Here is a 15,127-nt window from a genome sequence, read left to right on the forward strand (position 1 = left end):
TGGGCGATTTGTCGACTTGGGTGGGCGCCTCGACCGCGGTGCGTGGCGGGTGCCGGGCGGCGGCCCGGGTGGTGCGCGGCGCGGCCCCGGTGCGTACGCGCGCGGCCCCGCGCCCGGTGAGGGGCGCGGGGCCGCGTGACGGCTGCCGCGAGCGGGGTCAGTCGCTGAGGCGCTCGCCCGTGGAGGTGGAGAAGACGTGGGCCTCGCCCGCGCGGGGGACGACGTTCAGCGTCGCGCCCTTCTCAGGGACGGCGCGGCTGTTGCCGCGGATGACCAGGTCCCTGCGCTCGCCGTTCACCTCGATGGTGCCGAAGATGAACGCGTCGGCGCCGGTCTCCTCGACCACGTTGACGGTGACCTCGACGCCGGGCGCCGCGTCCTTGGTGAGCGTCTTCGTGTCGGAGGCGCCGCCGCCGATGTCGAAGTGCTCGGGGCGTACGCCCACGGTCACGGTCTTGTCGCCCTTGTCGGCCGCGGCCTTGAGCGCGTCGCGGTTGACCGGCACGACGCTGTTGCCGAACTTCACACCGCCGTCCGTGATCGGGACCTCGATGAGGTTCATCGCGGGGGAGCCGATGAAGCCGGCGACGAAGAGGTTGGCCGGGCGGTCGTACATGTTGCGCGGCGAGTCGACCTGCTGGAGGAGGCCGTCCTTGAGGACCGCGACGCGGTCGCCCATGGTCATGGCCTCGACCTGGTCGTGGGTGACGTAGACGGTGGTGATCCCGAGGCGGCGCTGGAGCGACGCGATCTGCGTACGGGTGGAGACACGCAGCTTGGCGTCGAGGTTCGACAGCGGCTCGTCCATGAGGAAGACCTGCGGCTCGCGGACGATGGCGCGGCCCATCGCGACACGCTGGCGCTGACCGCCGGAGAGCGCCTTCGGCTTGCGGTCGAGGTACTCGCTGAGGTCGAGGATCTTCGCGGCCTCCTCGACCTTCGCGCGGATCTCCGTCTTGTTCACGCCGGCGATCTTCAGGGCGAAGCCCATGTTGTCGGCGACGGACATGTGCGGGTAGAGCGCGTAGTTCTGGAACACCATGGCGATGTCCCGGTCCTTCGGCGGCAGGTGCGTGACGTCGCGCTCGCCGATGCGGATCGCCCCGTCGTTGACGTCCTCAAGACCCGCGAGCATGCGCAGGGAGGTCGACTTGCCACAGCCGGAGGGGCCGACGAGGACGAGGAACTCGCCGTCCGCGATGTCGATCTCGAGCTGATCCACGGCGGGCTTGGTGCCGCCCGGGTATATGCGGGTCGCCTTGTCGAACGTGACAGTGGCCATGGCGGATGTGTCCCTTCACCGGCAGGAACGTGCCGGACGATCCGAGTAAAGGAATGGCTCTCCCCGCGGGTGTGCGGAAGAGAGATGGAGAGGTCTGGTCCACCTGGGTGAACTGGAGGTGACGGTACCCGGCGTTTCGTGATCTGTCAGTAGTCGAGGACCGCCGATTTTTTCCGCCGTGTTACCTGCCCGCGCCCGCCCCGCGCCGCCCGCGCGCTCAGCCCGCGGGCCTGCGTGCCTGCTCGGGGCGGCGTACGGGCCGCCGCTGCGGCCGGGCCTCGGCCCATACCCCGGTCTCGGCCTCCAGCTCCGCGATGACGGACCGTAGCCACTCGACGTCGGCGTGTGCCGTCGCGGCGGCGGTCGAGAGCATCCCGCGTCTGAACCTGTCGGTCATCTCGTCAGCGCGCAGCGGCCTGCCGTGCTCGTAGAAGTAACTGGCCGGCCGGTCGTAGAAGCTCAACCGCCGCCGCAGGATGCGCAGTTGCGCCGCGGGGTCGGGCAGCCTGCCGAGGAAGGCGAGCAGGATCATGAACGAGTCGCGGTCGGTGATCTCGACGGGCGCGGGCGCGGCGAGCCGCCGCAGGAACTCCTGCCGGCCGCTCTCGGTCAGCGTGAACACCTGCCGCCGCGCGGCCCCGCTGCCCGGCGCCTCCTCGCGCACCACGAACCCCGCCCTGCGCAGCCGGTCGAGCGCCGGGTACAGGGCCCCGTCGCTGACGGGCCGGCTGTTGCCCGACAGCCCGGAGATCCGGTTGCGCAGTTCGTACGCGTGCAGGGGCTGTTCGGCGAGGAACCCGAGAATGCTCAGGGTCAGCATGCGCCTACGATGCCACGCCCGCCGCCGCAGGCGGGGGTGCGGCCGCCCCGAAGACCGTGGTAAGGGCCTCGGGCGCCTGTGTAGAGTGGAACGGCCACGGCCCGGGCCCCGCCCCTCCGCCCGGCACTGCCTCCTTAGCTCAGCTGGCCAGAGCAACGCACTTGTAATGCGTAGGTCGTCGGTTCGAATCCGACAGGGGGCTCACCCCAAGCCCAGCTCAGACAGTGTCTGAGCTGGGCTTTTCGGTTCAGCGGATGCGGCGGCGGCGTTGGGAGCGGGCCGCGCGGGTGTCGGGGGTCTCAGTCCTGGTCTCAGTAGGGCCCTGGACCGGGGGCGCCGACGGGGGGACGAAGAACTCGCCCATGCGGCGCATGGCGTCCTTGGACAGGTGGGATCGGCCCTTGACGTAGCGCCGGGTCTGGCTGATCTGGGTGTGCCGGAGGATCTCCATGATCGTGGGCATGTCGACGCCCAGCTCGTTGAGGATCGTGCCGGCGGTGTGGCGGCTCCCGTCGTAGAGGCGGCGGTCATCGATCCCGGCCTCTTCGAGTAGCTCTTTGAATTCCGCGTAGTCGGCGCGCGGGTCCAGCGGGCGGCCGTCCGGTCGGCAGAACACGACGTCGTGTTCCTGCCAGAGTTCCCCGGCCGCTTCCCGCATCGCTTCCTGCTGGGCTCTATGGTCGATCAGGAAGGGGATGAAGACGGGTGGGATCGGCACGGCGTTGCGGCTCTTTTTGGTCTTGGGCCGGGTGAAGGTGAGCCCGCCCTCTTTGCGCTGGGGGCAGCTGCTCGCGTGCTTCGTACAGGTCTTGGAGCAAGGCTTCGGGCAGCCGCGCTTGTAGCCCTTGTGCGCAGTGCAATGCGGCGGGCACGGCTCGAAGCGGTGCAGGCGCCCGCCGCAGACGTGGGGATCGGCGCAGCCGTGCCGCCAGGTGAGCCGCTGGAGCTGCCATTCGGGCCGGAACAGCTCGGCTTCCAGGTCTACGTACGCCCAGCGCAGACCGAGCGTCTCACCCTGCCGGAACCCCATGCCGACCCCGACAATCCAGCGCATGAGGGTGGGGCGCTTCGCCGCGGCTTCGAGGAAGGCTTTGGCCTCTTCCTGGGTGAAGGGGTTGGCCTCGGTCTCGTCAACGCTCGGCGGATCCACGAGCGTGGCGACGTTCTCACCGATGATGCGGCGCCGGTGGGCGATTTTCAGGGCGCGGGACAGAATGCGGTGCACCTTCACGACGTGCGAGGGCGCGTGCCCGGCATCGAGCATGGCCCGGTACATCCGCTCCAGGTGTTCGGCCTGCAATTTGTCGATGCGGTGCTTTCCGACGCCGGGGATGATGTCGTTTCGGGTCTTCGACCAGTAGTCATCGAGCGAGCGCGGCTTGAGTTTCAGGCTCGCGATATCGGTGAGGTAGGTCCCCATCCACGCCTCGACGGTCGGCTTACGGCCCGCCGCGGGTGCACGGCCCTGATCCCGCTGGCGTTCCAGCTCCTTCACCTTGCGCTTGATCTCGGGCTCGGACTTGGCGCGGCGATGGCGCCGGTCGGGGCTCCCGTCGCTTTTCACGCCCATCGTCACGCGGCCGTGCCACCAGCCATCGCTGCCGAGATAGATGGACGACTCCATGTTGGGTTTCCGGGGACTCACGGTGCCTCCATGCGAAGGGGCGAGCCGGAAGCGCTCCGGCTCGCCCCTTCGGGGGTTGTGCGGTGTTCAGTGGACGGATTCGTGGTGGAGCCGTGCGACGTACGACGCGAGGTCGTCGTGCCGGATGCGGCGTGAGCGCCCGATCTTGATGGACTTCACGTCTCCGGTGGCGAGCAGTTCGTAGAGGGTCGACCGCCCGATGCGGAGAGCTTCCGCGGCTTCCTTGGGGGTGTAGAGGAGCTGTACGACGCGCGGGGTGGCGGTGGTCACCGTGACTTCCTCTCGCTTTCACTCGGGGCGCCAGCGCCCCTCAGGCTTCGGATTTTCGGGGGCTTGGTCGGGGTGCTGGGGCCTCGCGCCTGTCCGAGGTGGGGATTTCTGCGTCATGTGCGTCATCAGCGTCATGCGGGGTTGTGGCCTGCGGTTTCGTATGACGCAGGGGCTTGGGCGTGCGTCATGGTCTGCGTCATGTGCGTCATGCGGTGACGCGGGTCCATGACGCAGATGACGCAGGATGACGCAGCGCTCGTTGTCTGCGTCATGCCTGTTGCGGCAGGTCAGGGGCCGTTTTTCGGCTCGCATGACGCACATGACGCAGCGTCTTCCCTCTTAGGACAAAAGAGGGGGCTTTGTAGGAGTGGCGGTGCGGCTCAGTGCCGGGAGAGCGGAGCCGCTGCGCGGCGCGACTTTGGGCGGCGTTCCGCCGAACAGCAAGAGGAGCACCTTGGGCGCCCGGGTGCTCCTCTTGCTTGTTCAGCGGGACCGCTGCCGCGCAGGGTCAGAAGGCGCGTGCTTGCGCGTGTGGGGGTGGGGTGCTCGGTCGGGTCATTTCGAGGTAGCGGCCTTCCATGGTGCGGCCGGAGTCGATGAGGACGCCGCGGGCTGCGAGGGTGGGTTGGAGGCGTTTGAGGCGGTCGGAGAGGACCTTCCCGGTCGTCGGCCACCCCTTTGGCAGGGCGCGTAGCTCGTCGCCGCTGTAGAGGCGGCTGAGGCAGTTCAGCCACTCCGTGGAGGTCATCCGCTGTGCCTCGCCCGGCTCGATGGTCTCGGCGTGCCGCAGGACGGTCTGGGCGAGGAGGTCGCCTTCGATCACGTCGTCGTTGAGGTCGTCGAGGCTGGCCCGGTAGGCGGCGAGGGCTCCCAGGCCGGTTGCGGTGTCGAGCTGCGCGCACAGGTGCGCGAAGTCCGCCATCCGCAGATCGGTCGGCGTCTCCGCGTCGGCGGCGCGGACCTTGACCGTGAGGTCGAGCAGCGACCCGAGCACGACCGGCAGTACTTCCGCGTACTCCGACCACAGTTCCGCCTCGGTGCGCCGGATGCGGGGCCGTTCCAGGCGCAGCGGGAGGAGCCGCTCGGCGAGGTCGGGGCGGATGACGCCGACGTCGATGCCGGTGAGGAGGAGGGGGCGTCGGTAGCGGGCGCGGAAGACATCCCCGTCCGTGAACAGGGCGCGCTTGACGTTCTCGGCGCCGGTGACGATGCAGCACATGGCGTCGGAGAGGTCCGGGGTCATGTGGGAGAGGTTGTCCAGCGCGGTCACCCACCCGGCCGCGACCGCGGCAATCAGGTTCTCTTCGTCCTTGGGGGCGCGGCGGAGGTCGCCGGTCATGCCTTCGATGATCCGTACGAGCATCCGGCCGCCGGTCGACTTGCCCGCGCCCTGCGGCCCGGTCAGGAAGGGCGCCGGGACGGGTACGGAGGGTCCGAGGCAGCCGATGAGCCAGGCGATGGCGAGGCATTCGGTCTCCGCGGTGGCGAAGTTGCACAGGCGCAGCAGGGCGTCGATGCCTTTGCCGTCCGTGTCCTTGGCTGGCAGCGGCAGTTCGCCGGTGAGCTGGGTGCGTCGCCAGCAGACTTCGCGGGGGTCGGGGACGCTGATGTCCCATCCGGTGGGGTGGATGCGTACGGACTGGCCGTCTGCGCGGCCGAGGTCGAGCCAGGTGGCACGGTCGTAGCCGGGGGCGACTCGGATGTGGACGGGTTGTACGTCCTCGGTGAGGGCGAGTGCTTCGATCAAGTCGAGTGCCTCCTTGAGGGCGGTTCCGTTGAAGACGCCGCATCCGTCGCGGTACAGGCCGACCATGAGTTCTTGGCGGTGGCTGCCGGTGGTGCCTTGGGAGCGGATGGGGCGGGCGACGGGGTGGTGGTTCTTCTGTGCGTAGACGGTGCCGTCCGCTGTGCGGAAGTAGCGGAAGTGCGCGCGGGCGTAGTCGGAGATGACTTCGCGGGCGGGGTTCTTGTCGTCGTCGGCCACGGGTCACAGCCCCAGCCGGGTGCGGGCGTTGATCCAGGCGTCGGTGCAGTGCCGCGGGGATTCGCCCATGGTCTGCGCCGCGGCGAACAGCCGGGCGACGTGGGCGTCGGTGAGGCAGCCGCACCGGCCGTGGGTGGAGAGCACGGTGAGGAAGGTGCGGTAGACGGTCGCGTGGATCGCGGCGCGAGCCTGGGTGATGCGCTGCTCGCCCATGGCGATGCCGCGTTCGAGGTAGGCGGGCGTGCGGTGGCGGCACGGCCCGCCCGCGGCCGGCGCGGGCGCGCGGGCCGCGCACGGCACTGGCCGGGGTGCGGCGGGTTGCTTGTCGGCCAGGGCGCGCACCGTGTCCGGCAGGGCCGCCACGGTGCCGGTGCCGGTGGTGAGCCAGCGGGCGTAGGACATGGTCGACTTGATGTCGACGCCGGGCCGGGCGGCGTTGAGGGAGCGCATCGTGCCGCGGTAGATCCAGTGCTCCCCGCGCGTCGTGCTCACCCGCCGGGTGGCGGGCAGGGCGCCGGTGGCCCACTGGATGGCGTCGGCGTTGTCGAGGTCGACCACCGTGAGGTTGGCGCCGCCGGGGTGGTAGGCGATCGCGTGGGCTCGCGCCCATGCTGCGGACCACGGGTGTCCGGTGAGGGTGTGGGGGTTGGTGGTGGCGGCGGCCCATCCGTGGCAGGGCAGGGGGCAGGTGCAGGGGCCGGGGGTCTTCATGGTCGGCCGGCCGCCGCATGCGTTGCTGCGGCAGGTGGCGCAGTTGGCGAAGGGGACCTTGCCTGCCCGTAGGGGCAGTACGGGGATGCCGCGGGCGGCGAGGTCGAGGGCGGCGGGCAGGAGGCTGGTGGGGTGGTCTCGCCGGGCGGGGCCGGGTCGGGGCATGCTGGGGTCCTCCGGTTCCTCTTCATCCACTGTGGAGTTGTGCTGGAGGAGGGCGGCCCCCGGTCCTTGGCCGGAGGGGGCCGCCCTCGTGTGTGCGGGTGGGGTCAGCGGCGGCCGCGGCGGTTGCGCTGGCGGGCACGCTGGACCTGCATGGCGTTGTATCGCCGGCGGCGCTCCCGTTCCCGGCTTCCCAGGACCGCATCGAGCGCCGTGCGGACCTTGTCGGCTTGCCGCTGTGCGTGCTCGGGCGTGGGCGGGGTCTGGCCTGACGCGGTGGCCGTGTACTCGTTCAGCAGGGTGTCGAGGGCGTCGGTGAGCCGGGCGACGCTCGGTTCAACCGGCTTGGGCGGCGGCTGGTAGGTGCAGGCGCTTTGCAGCCAGTCCAGGCTGACCTGGAACGGCTCTCCGATGGGCTGCCACTCGGTGTCGTCGCTGCTCCGCTCGACAACGACCACGCGGGCTTCCCGCCGGGGCTCGAAGGTGACGAGCCCGATGTACAGGGCGCGGTCGTCCGGATCGATCCAGATCTCATCTGGCATGGGCAGAGTGCTGCTCACTGGGGGTTCTCCTGGTCTCTTGCAGGGGCGGGGGCCGGGGCGTGCGCGGGCTCGGAGAGACGGTGCCCGCCCCGGAGCCAGCTACAGGTCGAGGTCGTCGTCGGTGTTGTCGAGGGGGCCCTGGTAGCCGAGTGGGCTGGATGCGTTGTGGGCTTGGTTGAGGGATGCCGCGAGGGCGGTTGCGTGCTGCTCTGCCTCGCGCAGGGCGTGGCGGGTGGCTGCGACGTGTTCGGTGGGGGTGGCGTAGTCGGCGGTGAGGTGCCCTGCGGTGAGCAGTTCGGCCAGTGCCGTGCTGGTCTGGTCGAAGGATTGGGGCAGCCGCTCGGCAAGGGTTTTGAGGGCGCCGATGGCGCGGTAGGCCGTGCCCGGGTAGCGGATGCCGTCGTACCGCGGGTGGAAGGGGAGGGTGGCGTGGTTGAACGCGCGGATCTCCTCAGCGGCCTGGCGGGGGTAGTGAGCGAGGTCTGTGGTGTTGTGGGTCATGAGGTCCTCTGTGGCCGGAGGGTTAGGGCTGGTTGTGGGTCTTGGCCCACACGCCGCGGGTGGTGGTGTGGACGTTGCGCTGGTCCTGGTAGACGGGGCCCTGGTAGTGCTGGTGGATGTCGGGGGCGGGGCGGGCGCGCCGGGCGAGGCGTGCGAGGGCAAGTACGAGCGCGGCCGGGGCGCCGAAGACGACCGCGCAGACCGCGGGGTTGGCGAACTGGGAGACGTACATGACCACGGCCGCCGTACCGCCGACCATCGAGGTGGCGGCGCCGCCGGTGAGCATGAGCATGCTGGCGTCGGTGGCGCCCTGGCTCATGGGCGCCCGCCCCGGCTGTGCGACGGGGGCCGTGTCGCCGTAGGCGGGCACGGGCGTTTCGTCGCGGTAGCCGGTGGGCGGTGCGGGCGCGGGCTGGTAGGCGTCGTAGAGGAGGCGCCTGGCCTCGCGTTCGGCTTCCTGCTCGCTCAGGGGGCGGGGGTTGGGGTTCACGGGTCCTCACATGGTGTGGACGGCCTGGACGACGGCTGTGGCGAGTTGGTTGATGGGTGCGGCGGCGCCGGTGGAGGCGAGGAAGAACCCGAACAGGACCGCGGCGAAGGCGGTGCCGTAGTTGTGGTTCGAGCGCAGGAGGAAGAACAGGACCAGGCCGAACAGGGCAACGAGTGAGACGGAGATGACCACGGCGGTGGTCTCCCTTCCGGGTGTCGTGCCGCACGACGGCGGCGCGGGGCGAGCGGGTCAGCGGGTGCCTTCGCGGTGGATGGCGGCCCACTGGTTGTAGAGGTGGCGGCCGATGCGTATGCGGCGGCCGGTGGCCTTGCAGTGGCGGCAGTCCTTGCCGCGCTTGAGGCGGCCGCGCCGGTCGGTTTTGAGCTGGTGGCCCATGCCGCGGCAACGGCGGCAGGGTCCGAACGGTGAGGCCGCACACAGCCCGACATAACACATAGTGATGATGGTCGCGCAGGCGATAGCGAGGAGGGGCAGGGTCATCGGGGGCCTTCCTGGGCAGTTCCGGGGGTTTGCGCAGGTGGGCCGCTATTCGCTAGCGGCCTGATCAAGTGGGGTTTGGGGCGCTAGCGGGGCCGCTAACGTTAGCGGGTGGTGCCGCTAGCGTTAGCGGCCCCGACCGTTCAGCCCGCGTCCCGCTTTCCGTCACGCTCCGCAATGGCGGTGGTGATGTGGGAGCGGTCGATGCCGCGCTGGTTGACGACCTTGCCGTCCACGCGTCGGCCGACCTGGAGGGTGGAGATGCCGTGGGGCTTGAGGGCCGCGGCCAGGGCCTTGGCGTCCCATCCCGCATACACCTCGCCGCGCAGGTCTGCGAGGCGGGTGACGACGGTCTCGGACCACACCTTCGGCTCGCTCGCGTGAATGACGGCGAGGATGTCGGCGAGCAGGTCGTAGCCGGGCCCGGTCGCTGCCTCGAACTCCTCGCCCAGCGCGTGCCCGGACAGCGTCCCGGCCAGCTCGCGGGCGTTGCGGGCACGCAGGCCGATGGCCTCGGCGGCGGGGGCATCGACGTAGGTGGAGGCGACGATGCGGGCGTCGGCGCCCTCGCCCACGAAGTAGTGGATGCCCTTGTCCTTCCAGGAGAACATGGTGGCCCGCACGCCCCGCTTGTAGGAGGAAGTGCCCAGGACCATGTCGTTTTCCAGCTGGCCCATGACCTTGAGGCAGAAGCGGGCGGACGCGTTGGCGCTGATGCCGGTGGGCAGGGCCTTGGCGTCGGGGCGCTGGGTGGCCAGCAGCAGGACGATGCCGGTGGCGGGGCCGCGCTTGACGAGGTCGGTGCAGATCTCCTCGAACTCGGCCCCGTGCTGGGGGTGTTCGAACCACACCTGGCACTCATCCACCCCCACCACGATGGGCTGGAGCCCGAGGGACTTGTTGTCGGCGAGCTGGGAGGTGACCTTCGATTCGGGGCACAGGTCGCGCGGCAGGCTGCGGATCACCTTCGCGCGGCGCCGCAGCTCCGCGCGCAGTTCCCGCAGGTCGGCGAGGGCGTACTCGATGTCCTCGTCCTCGTCGCCCGCGCGGTGGCGGTGGGAGACGGCGTTGCCGACCGGGTCGAGGTCGCCGGTGCCCTTGAGGTCGTAGGTGTGCAGTTCGGCCCGCGGGTCGAGGGCGGCGATGAGCAGGAGGAGCCTGAGGAGGAAGGTCTTGCCCATGCGGGGGATCGCGCCGATGACGGCGGCGATGTACATGAGGGTGACCTCCACCCACCGGCCGCGCTGGTCCGTGCCGAACGGGATCGGCTTGAACAGGTCGACCGTTCCGGCCTTGAGCAGCGGCCAGGCGGGCTTCTTCGCGGTGGACATGTCCTGGTCTCCGACCCACATGATCAGGCGGCCGGTGTGCTCCTCGGGCACGGCTTCGGGCCACACACACCCGAGGGGGCGGCGCAGGCCGGAGGCGAGCTTGTCGCGGCGCTCGATGACGTCGGTGACGGTCACGCCGTAGGGGAGGTCGCCCTCCGCGCGCCAGCCGGGCCCGTCGCGGGTGATGGGAGCGGTGAAGGCGAACCCGTCCCGCCCCTTGCCCTGGGCCTGGTTGATCGCGGGGATACCGAGCGCACCCAGCGCCCGCAGCACGATGTCGGAAGTCAGCTTCGGGGCCTTGGCCACCTCCACCGCGCGCGAGACGACGGGGGCGTCGGCGCGGGTGCCGGCCGATCCGAGGAGCAGCACGAGCGCGAGCGCGGACAGCGCTTCCAGCCACCCCGGCGCCATCACGTACACCGCGAGCGCAGCCCCGAGGCCGACGATGGTGGCGACGGCGGTGACCAGGGCGCGCAGGCGCACCCGGCGGTCGCGCTGGCGCGAGAGGGACAGGTACTCGCCCGCGTCCTCGCGCCGCACGGCGGCGAGGCGGACGGCTTCGCCCTCACGGTCGGCAGCCCACCGCAGTGTCCCGCCCACGAACCGCGCTGCCCCGCGGGGGGCTTGCAGGGCCAGGCGCCCGGCGTAGTACGGGGTGCGCACGCTGTGGTAGGCGGCGACGTGGCCGTAGTGCCCGCCTGCCCAGCGTGCGGCGGTGGCGAACTCGGTGGTCGAGCGGACCCATGCGGGCCACACGGCCCGCCGCTTCGCGCCTTTGACCCGGGTCAGGTAGTCGGGCCCCGCCATCGCCGGGCCATCGACCATCCGGCGTGCGGTCGGATCGCCCGACTCGGTGCCCGACGCGTCGGGCGACTCGGGGGCGGTGCCGTCCGCCGACTCCGGCGCCGACCGGTCGGCCGCCCCGTTGCCGGGTGCGTCGGCCGACTCCGCGCGGGCGGAACGCGCCTTGTCGAGGTCGACCACCTCACCGCCCGCGTCGGCCCCCGCGTCGAGTGTGGGGGCGGGTGTCGGGGGAGGGCCGTAGTCGGCTGTCAGGTCCGCCTCAAGGCGGCGGAACATCTCGTTCTCTTCCTCATGGTTCACTGCTGGGGTTCCTTCCTGAGCAGGGGAGGACAAGCGGGTCCGGCCGCACGCTGTGAGAGGTGGGGCGGCCGGGCCTCGCGCAATTGAGGATGTCTTTCAGGGACGCGCTTGTCAGGAGGGTTGCTGTCCCATCCTGTCCCATCCTGTCCCGGGACAGTTGGGACAGTTGGGACAGCGGGACAGCCCGAGAAACCTGGCCCGCTACGGGCGAGGCATGAGCGTAGGCCCGGATCGAGGGCGCGACCTGAACTCAGAGTTCCGGTGAACTCTGAGTTCGGGTAGCGGGGGTTGACGCTTTGATTGGTCAGTCCGGGTAGGCGCAGGGCACGCACGCGCCCAAGGAGGGCGGAATGCAGTACCCGGCGTTGGTGTGGCAGAGGGGGCAGGTGCGGCGCGCGAGCATCGCCTTGGCGAGCGCCGCCGACCGACCCGGGGTCATGGGTCGCACCGGCTTCGCGCGGTCGAGGCGGTAGAGGTAGGCGACGCTGACGCCGGTCTTGCGGCGGGTGGAGCGGCGCATCACCTGCGCGGCGACGGGCTGCCCGCCGGGCCGCAGCCCGCGCGCCCGCAGTTGGCGGCGGGTGGCGTAGCCGTCCGGTGCCAGACGCCAGGGGAAGGTGGGCACGCCGTAGACGGTGCCGGTCGGGTCGTAGCACTTGCCGAACGTGGGAGACATCAGGCGGCCCTCGCCAACAGCGTGCGGGGGAGGGCTGCTTGGGGTCGGGCGTGTGCGGCGAGTCGGCGGGCGGGGTCGGGTTCGTAGGAGGCGCCCCATTGGCCGGTGGTGATGAACTGGCGGCCGATGTACTGGGTGTAGGCGGGTGGGATGGCCTCGGTCAGTTCCTCGTGGATGTCGGTCCAGGTGATGTCCATCGCCTGTTGCATCTCGCGGACGGTGGCTTTGCCGCCGCCCTTGCCGTAGGCGGCGACGTAGGGGCCGTCGCGGTAGACGCCGTGGCGCCACCCGCGCACCGGGCCACGATGCTTGCGGTGCGCGGGCCGGGCGAGGGGCGGTGCGCCGTGCCATCCGATCTCGAAGTGCCGGTGACGGATGACTCCGAGGGCGAACATCTCCCCGCACAGGGTGAGGTCTTTGCGTACGGCGGCGCCGGTGACGTTCTCGATCACGTAGGGCACGCCGTACCAGGCGCAGACCTCCCGCACGACAGGGATGAGGTCGGTGTAGAGCCTGCCGCGGTTGGTGCCCTTGGTCAGGGTGCACGATGCCTGGCAGGGCGGGGAGGTGTGGATCAGGTCGAAGTCCTGGCACGTGGCGTGGAACGCGGCCACCGCGTCGGCCCTCAGGAAGTGGAAGGGGTAGCGGGGCCGCTCCAGCAGGTCGACGCCATAGACGTCGAACCCGGCCCGCCAGTAGCCCATGCCGGCCCCGCCCGCGCAACAGAACAGGTCCAGCACCCGCGGGCGTCGCGGCCCCGGCCGGTAGGAGGGAAAGGGCGGGAAGGTGTCGGATGTGGGCCGGTCGGTGTGCGGGGCCCATGGCGGGATCACCAGGGCCTGCCGTATCCGCCTCACGCGACCACCCCCGGCGTGCCTTTCGTGCGGGCGCCGCGGCGCCCGGCCCGCCGCCCGGCGAGGGTCGCGAACAGCCGCCCCACGCCCGTGCTTGCGCGGCGGGGGCCGGTGCGCTGCTGTTTGGCGGCGTACATGGATTCGTCCGCGCGTCGCAGTAGGGCGGGCAGGTCCTCGCCGGGGAAGTCCCCGGCCCGCACCCACCCGAGGGAGACGGTGGTGCGCACGGCCGCGTCGAGGTGGTTGACCGGACGGGCCAGCACGCCGTGCAGGACGGCGAGGAGGTCGGTGGCGCTGCCGTCGCGGTCGCGCAGGACCGCGGCGAACTCGTCACCCCCGAGCCGTCCGGCGATGCCGTCGCGGCCGACGTAGTGGGCGAGCCGGTCCGCGATCGCCTTGAGCAGCGCGTCCCCGGCGGCGTGGCCGTGGGTGTCGTTGACCTGCTTGAAGTGGTCGACATCGGCGAGGATGACGACGGAGGCTGGGTCTTTGAGGAGTTTGCGGGCGTGGCGGGTGAAGCCGTCGCGGGTGACCAGCCCGGTGAGCGGGTCACGCCGCGCGGTGCGCAGCTTGCCGCGCAGCCACCACCCGTGAACGGACCATCCGGCCGCGAGCGGTAACACGGCCGCGCTCGTGCTGAGCAGCGTGCTCATGCCCGCACCCCCGTCCGCGCCCGTCCGGAGTGGAGGCGGGAGCGTGTGACGGCGGCGCCGATGATGACGCCGACCAGCAGGGGCTGCGCTGCGACCCACACCAGCAGCGCCGCCGCGGGCACGGTCACCAGGGAGACGAGCTGGGGGAAGGCCAGCAGAACGAGCAGGACGACGGCCGGCAGGCCCCAGGTGCGTATGGTTCTCATGCCGCCACCTCCTCAGCCTGCCGGGCGTCCTCGTCGCGCGCGTTGGCGTCCGCGAGGGCGGGCTCGGTGTCCTCGGTGGCCTGGAGGGCGGGGGTGGTGCGTTCGGCGCGCAGGCTCTCGCGCAGGGCGCGGGCGTTGGCCTGCGAGGTGCGGACCGCGGTGCGGATGCGCTCCGCAGTCAGCTCCCCCTCCGTCCATGTGGCGGTGGCCTCGCGTGCCTCGCTCAGCAGCTCCTCGGGCGTACGGGCCGTCTTGCGGGCCTTGGCCCGCGGCCTACGTGCCGCCGGACGGGGCGACGAAGACCGCGCCGCACTGCTCTGCGGGGCGGCGGCCGGGGGCTCCGGCCGCGCGGCAGCCGCAGCGGGCTCGGGTGCCGGCGTCGTGGGCTGCTCGGGTGTGGGTTCGGCCGTGGTGGCGGGGGTGTGGTCTCCGAGCTTGAGCAGGACGCGCTGACGGCGCGGGGTGCGCTTGCGCCAACTGCGCCCGTAGGTCTCGCGCAGGTCGGCGCGGGCCAGCTGGCGTTCGCGTTCCAGGGCGAGGGCGTGGGTGTAGGAGGTGACCTCCCACAGGGTCATGCGCCGCCACAGAACAAAGGTGCTGAGGGGGGCCAGCAGCCAGCGGGAGCGGCGGATCTTCTCCATGCGGCGGCCGGTGGCGGCGCCGATCCGCACGGCGTAGATGTGGGCGACGATCTCGGAGAAGACCACCCACAGCAGCGGCATCGTCCCGTGCGCCACCCGCGCCGGGGTGGAGGTGCCCGCGGCGATGTTCAGGCCGCAGGTGACCAGGGTCAGGACCCAGGGCACGAAGCGGACCCAGGCCAGGCGCATGTCCATGCGGATGAGCAGGAGGTTGGCGACGGTGAAGACGGGGATGGCGATGTCGATACCGATCGGCAGCATCCACGGCGCCGCGAACTCCCACCGTGCCGCCGCCGCGGAGACCGCGGTGAAGGAGGAAGCGAGCCCGAGCGCGCCGACGCCTGCCGCGGCGAGCGCCGCCATGCCGGTCAGCCCGATCTCGGGACGCGTCAGCGGCGGAACATCCGAACGGGGGGCGGTGTCGTTCATGCGGCGGCCCTCCGTCCCGTACGCGAGCGGCGGGCCGCGAGGCGGGGCCGGTGCAGGGGCGTGATCGCGAACAGCTCGGGCGCGAACGCCTCGATGGCCTCCACCGCGGCGCGGCTGACGCGGTCGGGCAGGTGCGGCTCCTCGGTGAGGATGTCGCGGGCCGCGTCCCGGCGCGCCGCGGCTTCCTCGGGGCTCTCCCCGCCCTCCGGCCCGAGCCACAGGTCGAGCGGGGTACCGAGCGCGAGTTCGATGAACTCGCTCGTGCTGACAGGGACGTGACCGGCGACGATACTTCTCATGGGTCGTGCACTCTCCTCAGATGGTTGGG

The 15,127-nt window shown here is 71.3% G+C and carries 18 protein-coding genes and 1 tRNA gene; 1 reads left to right on the top strand and 18 read right to left on the bottom strand.

Translation table 11 applies throughout. From position 1 onward, the window contains the following. Nucleotides 1–157: 157 nt before the first annotated feature. The gene (ugpC, locus tag AB0910_RS12375) at nucleotides 158–1,282 is read right to left on the bottom strand and encodes a sn-glycerol-3-phosphate ABC transporter ATP-binding protein UgpC (RefSeq protein ID WP_366744507.1); all 1,125 of its coding nucleotides are present in this window, start codon (nucleotides 1,280–1,282) and stop codon (nucleotides 158–160) included. Between the two features lie 217 nt (nucleotides 1,283–1,499). Continuing rightward, entirely contained in the window at nucleotides 1,500–2,102 is a 603-nt protein-coding gene (locus AB0910_RS12380; protein ID WP_366744508.1) for a PadR family transcriptional regulator, read from the bottom strand. 128 nt (nucleotides 2,103–2,230) lie between these two features. On the opposite strand from AB0910_RS12380, the gene AB0910_RS12385 reads away from it, so the two are divergent. Next, nucleotides 2,231–2,304 (top strand) — tRNA-Thr (locus tag AB0910_RS12385). A 45-nt stretch (nucleotides 2,305–2,349) separates the two neighbouring features. Here the strand turns inward: AB0910_RS12385 and AB0910_RS12390 are convergent. The 16 genes from AB0910_RS12390 to AB0910_RS12465 all read right to left on the bottom strand — a co-directional run bounded on the left by AB0910_RS12390 (nucleotide 2,350) and on the right by AB0910_RS12465 (nucleotide 15,098). Next, the gene (locus AB0910_RS12390) at nucleotides 2,350–3,747 is read right to left on the bottom strand and encodes a site-specific integrase (RefSeq protein ID WP_366744509.1); all 1,398 of its coding nucleotides are present in this window, start codon (nucleotides 3,745–3,747) and stop codon (nucleotides 2,350–2,352) included. A gap of 66 nt (nucleotides 3,748–3,813) precedes the next feature. Next, on the bottom strand, nucleotides 3,814–4,017 hold the full coding sequence (locus tag AB0910_RS12395) for a helix-turn-helix domain-containing protein (protein ID WP_366744510.1): 204 nt from the start codon (nucleotides 4,015–4,017) through the stop codon (nucleotides 3,814–3,816). 508 nt (nucleotides 4,018–4,525) lie between these two features. Next, the gene (locus AB0910_RS12400) at nucleotides 4,526–6,001 is read right to left on the bottom strand and encodes an ATP-binding protein (RefSeq protein ID WP_366744511.1); all 1,476 of its coding nucleotides are present in this window, start codon (nucleotides 5,999–6,001) and stop codon (nucleotides 4,526–4,528) included. Nucleotides 6,002–6,004: 3 nt separating this feature from the next. Continuing rightward, on the bottom strand, nucleotides 6,005–6,877 hold the full coding sequence (locus AB0910_RS12405; protein WP_366744512.1) for a bifunctional DNA primase/polymerase: 873 nt from the start codon (nucleotides 6,875–6,877) through the stop codon (nucleotides 6,005–6,007). A gap of 104 nt (nucleotides 6,878–6,981) precedes the next feature. Continuing rightward, a complete protein-coding gene (locus tag AB0910_RS12410) occupies nucleotides 6,982–7,434 on the bottom strand; it encodes a hypothetical protein (RefSeq protein ID WP_366744513.1) in 453 nt (150 codons plus the stop codon). 81 nt (nucleotides 7,435–7,515) lie between these two features. Further along, nucleotides 7,516–7,917, bottom strand: coding sequence for a hypothetical protein (locus tag AB0910_RS12415; RefSeq protein ID WP_366744514.1), 402 nt, complete (start codon nucleotides 7,915–7,917; stop codon nucleotides 7,516–7,518). A 22-nt stretch (nucleotides 7,918–7,939) separates the two neighbouring features. Continuing rightward, nucleotides 7,940–8,407: a hypothetical protein gene (locus AB0910_RS12420; RefSeq protein ID WP_366744515.1), complete on the bottom strand. Its 468-nt coding sequence runs from the start codon at nucleotides 8,405–8,407 to the stop codon at nucleotides 7,940–7,942. A gap of 6 nt (nucleotides 8,408–8,413) precedes the next feature. After that, nucleotides 8,414–8,599 carry a hypothetical protein gene (locus AB0910_RS12425; RefSeq protein WP_366744516.1) on the bottom strand — a complete coding sequence of 62 codons (186 nt, stop codon included), beginning with the start codon at nucleotides 8,597–8,599 and terminating at the stop codon, nucleotides 8,414–8,416. Nucleotides 8,600–8,656: 57 nt separating this feature from the next. Beyond that, nucleotides 8,657–8,908, bottom strand: a complete 252-nt coding sequence (locus AB0910_RS12430; protein ID WP_366744517.1) for a hypothetical protein — start codon at nucleotides 8,906–8,908, stop codon at nucleotides 8,657–8,659. Nucleotides 8,909–9,048: 140 nt separating this feature from the next. Continuing rightward, nucleotides 9,049–11,340 (bottom strand): cell division protein FtsK, encoded by a 2,292-nt coding sequence (locus AB0910_RS12435; protein WP_366744518.1) that lies wholly within the window; start codon nucleotides 11,338–11,340, stop codon nucleotides 9,049–9,051. Between the two features lie 304 nt (nucleotides 11,341–11,644). Next, nucleotides 11,645–12,016: an RRQRL motif-containing zinc-binding protein gene (locus AB0910_RS12440; RefSeq protein ID WP_366744519.1), complete on the bottom strand. Its 372-nt coding sequence runs from the start codon at nucleotides 12,014–12,016 to the stop codon at nucleotides 11,645–11,647. Then, the gene (locus AB0910_RS12445) at nucleotides 12,016–12,720 is read right to left on the bottom strand and encodes a DNA methylase (RefSeq protein WP_366744637.1); all 705 of its coding nucleotides are present in this window, start codon (nucleotides 12,718–12,720) and stop codon (nucleotides 12,016–12,018) included. The genes AB0910_RS12440 and AB0910_RS12445 overlap by 1 nt, the downstream gene beginning before the upstream one ends. A 149-nt stretch (nucleotides 12,721–12,869) precedes the next feature. After that, the gene (locus tag AB0910_RS12450; RefSeq protein ID WP_366744520.1) at nucleotides 12,870–13,523 is read right to left on the bottom strand and encodes a GGDEF domain-containing protein; all 654 of its coding nucleotides are present in this window, start codon (nucleotides 13,521–13,523) and stop codon (nucleotides 12,870–12,872) included. After that, entirely contained in the window at nucleotides 13,520–13,729 is a 210-nt protein-coding gene (locus tag AB0910_RS12455; protein WP_366744521.1) for a hypothetical protein, read from the bottom strand. Before AB0910_RS12455 ends, AB0910_RS12450 begins: the two co-directional genes overlap by 4 nt. Further along, the gene (locus AB0910_RS12460; RefSeq protein WP_366744522.1) at nucleotides 13,726–14,799 is read right to left on the bottom strand and encodes a DUF2637 domain-containing protein; all 1,074 of its coding nucleotides are present in this window, start codon (nucleotides 14,797–14,799) and stop codon (nucleotides 13,726–13,728) included. Before AB0910_RS12460 ends, AB0910_RS12455 begins: the two co-directional genes overlap by 4 nt. Continuing rightward, nucleotides 14,796–15,098, bottom strand: coding sequence for a hypothetical protein (locus AB0910_RS12465; protein WP_366744523.1), 303 nt, complete (start codon nucleotides 15,096–15,098; stop codon nucleotides 14,796–14,798). The genes AB0910_RS12460 and AB0910_RS12465 overlap by 4 nt, the downstream gene beginning before the upstream one ends. Nucleotides 15,099–15,127 lie beyond the last annotated feature (29 nt).

The organism is Streptomyces sp. NPDC047002, from assembly GCF_040704505.1.
Lineage (GTDB): Bacteria > Actinomycetota > Actinomycetes > Streptomycetales > Streptomycetaceae > Streptomyces.

Bases quoted from the DNA above. Each gene is read 5' to 3' on its own strand.
- AB0910_RS12445 (WP_366744637.1), bottom strand. From the start codon at position 12,720: ATGGGCTACTGGCGGGCCGGGTTCGACGTCTATGGCGTCGACCTGCTG.
- AB0910_RS12440 (WP_366744519.1), bottom strand. From the start codon at position 12,016: ATGTCTCCCACGTTCGGCAAGTGCTACGACCCGACCGGCACCGTCTAC.
- AB0910_RS12450 (WP_366744520.1), bottom strand. From the start codon at position 13,523: ATGAGCACGCTGCTCAGCACGAGCGCGGCCGTGTTACCGCTCGCGGCC.
- AB0910_RS12380 (WP_366744508.1), bottom strand. From the start codon at position 2,102: ATGCTGACCCTGAGCATTCTCGGGTTCCTCGCCGAACAGCCCCTGCAC.
- AB0910_RS12415 (WP_366744514.1), bottom strand. From the start codon at position 7,917: ATGACCCACAACACCACAGACCTCGCTCACTACCCCCGCCAGGCCGCT.
- AB0910_RS12460 (WP_366744522.1), bottom strand. From the start codon at position 14,799: ATGAACGACACCGCCCCCCGTTCGGATGTTCCGCCGCTGACGCGTCCC.
- ugpC (WP_366744507.1), bottom strand. From the start codon at position 1,282: ATGGCCACTGTCACGTTCGACAAGGCGACCCGCATATACCCGGGCGGC.
- AB0910_RS12405 (WP_366744512.1), bottom strand. From the start codon at position 6,877: ATGCCCCGACCCGGCCCCGCCCGGCGAGACCACCCCACCAGCCTCCTG.
- AB0910_RS12455 (WP_366744521.1), bottom strand. From the start codon at position 13,729: ATGAGAACCATACGCACCTGGGGCCTGCCGGCCGTCGTCCTGCTCGTT.
- AB0910_RS12465 (WP_366744523.1), bottom strand. From the start codon at position 15,098: ATGAGAAGTATCGTCGCCGGTCACGTCCCTGTCAGCACGAGCGAGTTC.
- AB0910_RS12430 (WP_366744517.1), bottom strand. From the start codon at position 8,908: ATGACCCTGCCCCTCCTCGCTATCGCCTGCGCGACCATCATCACTATG.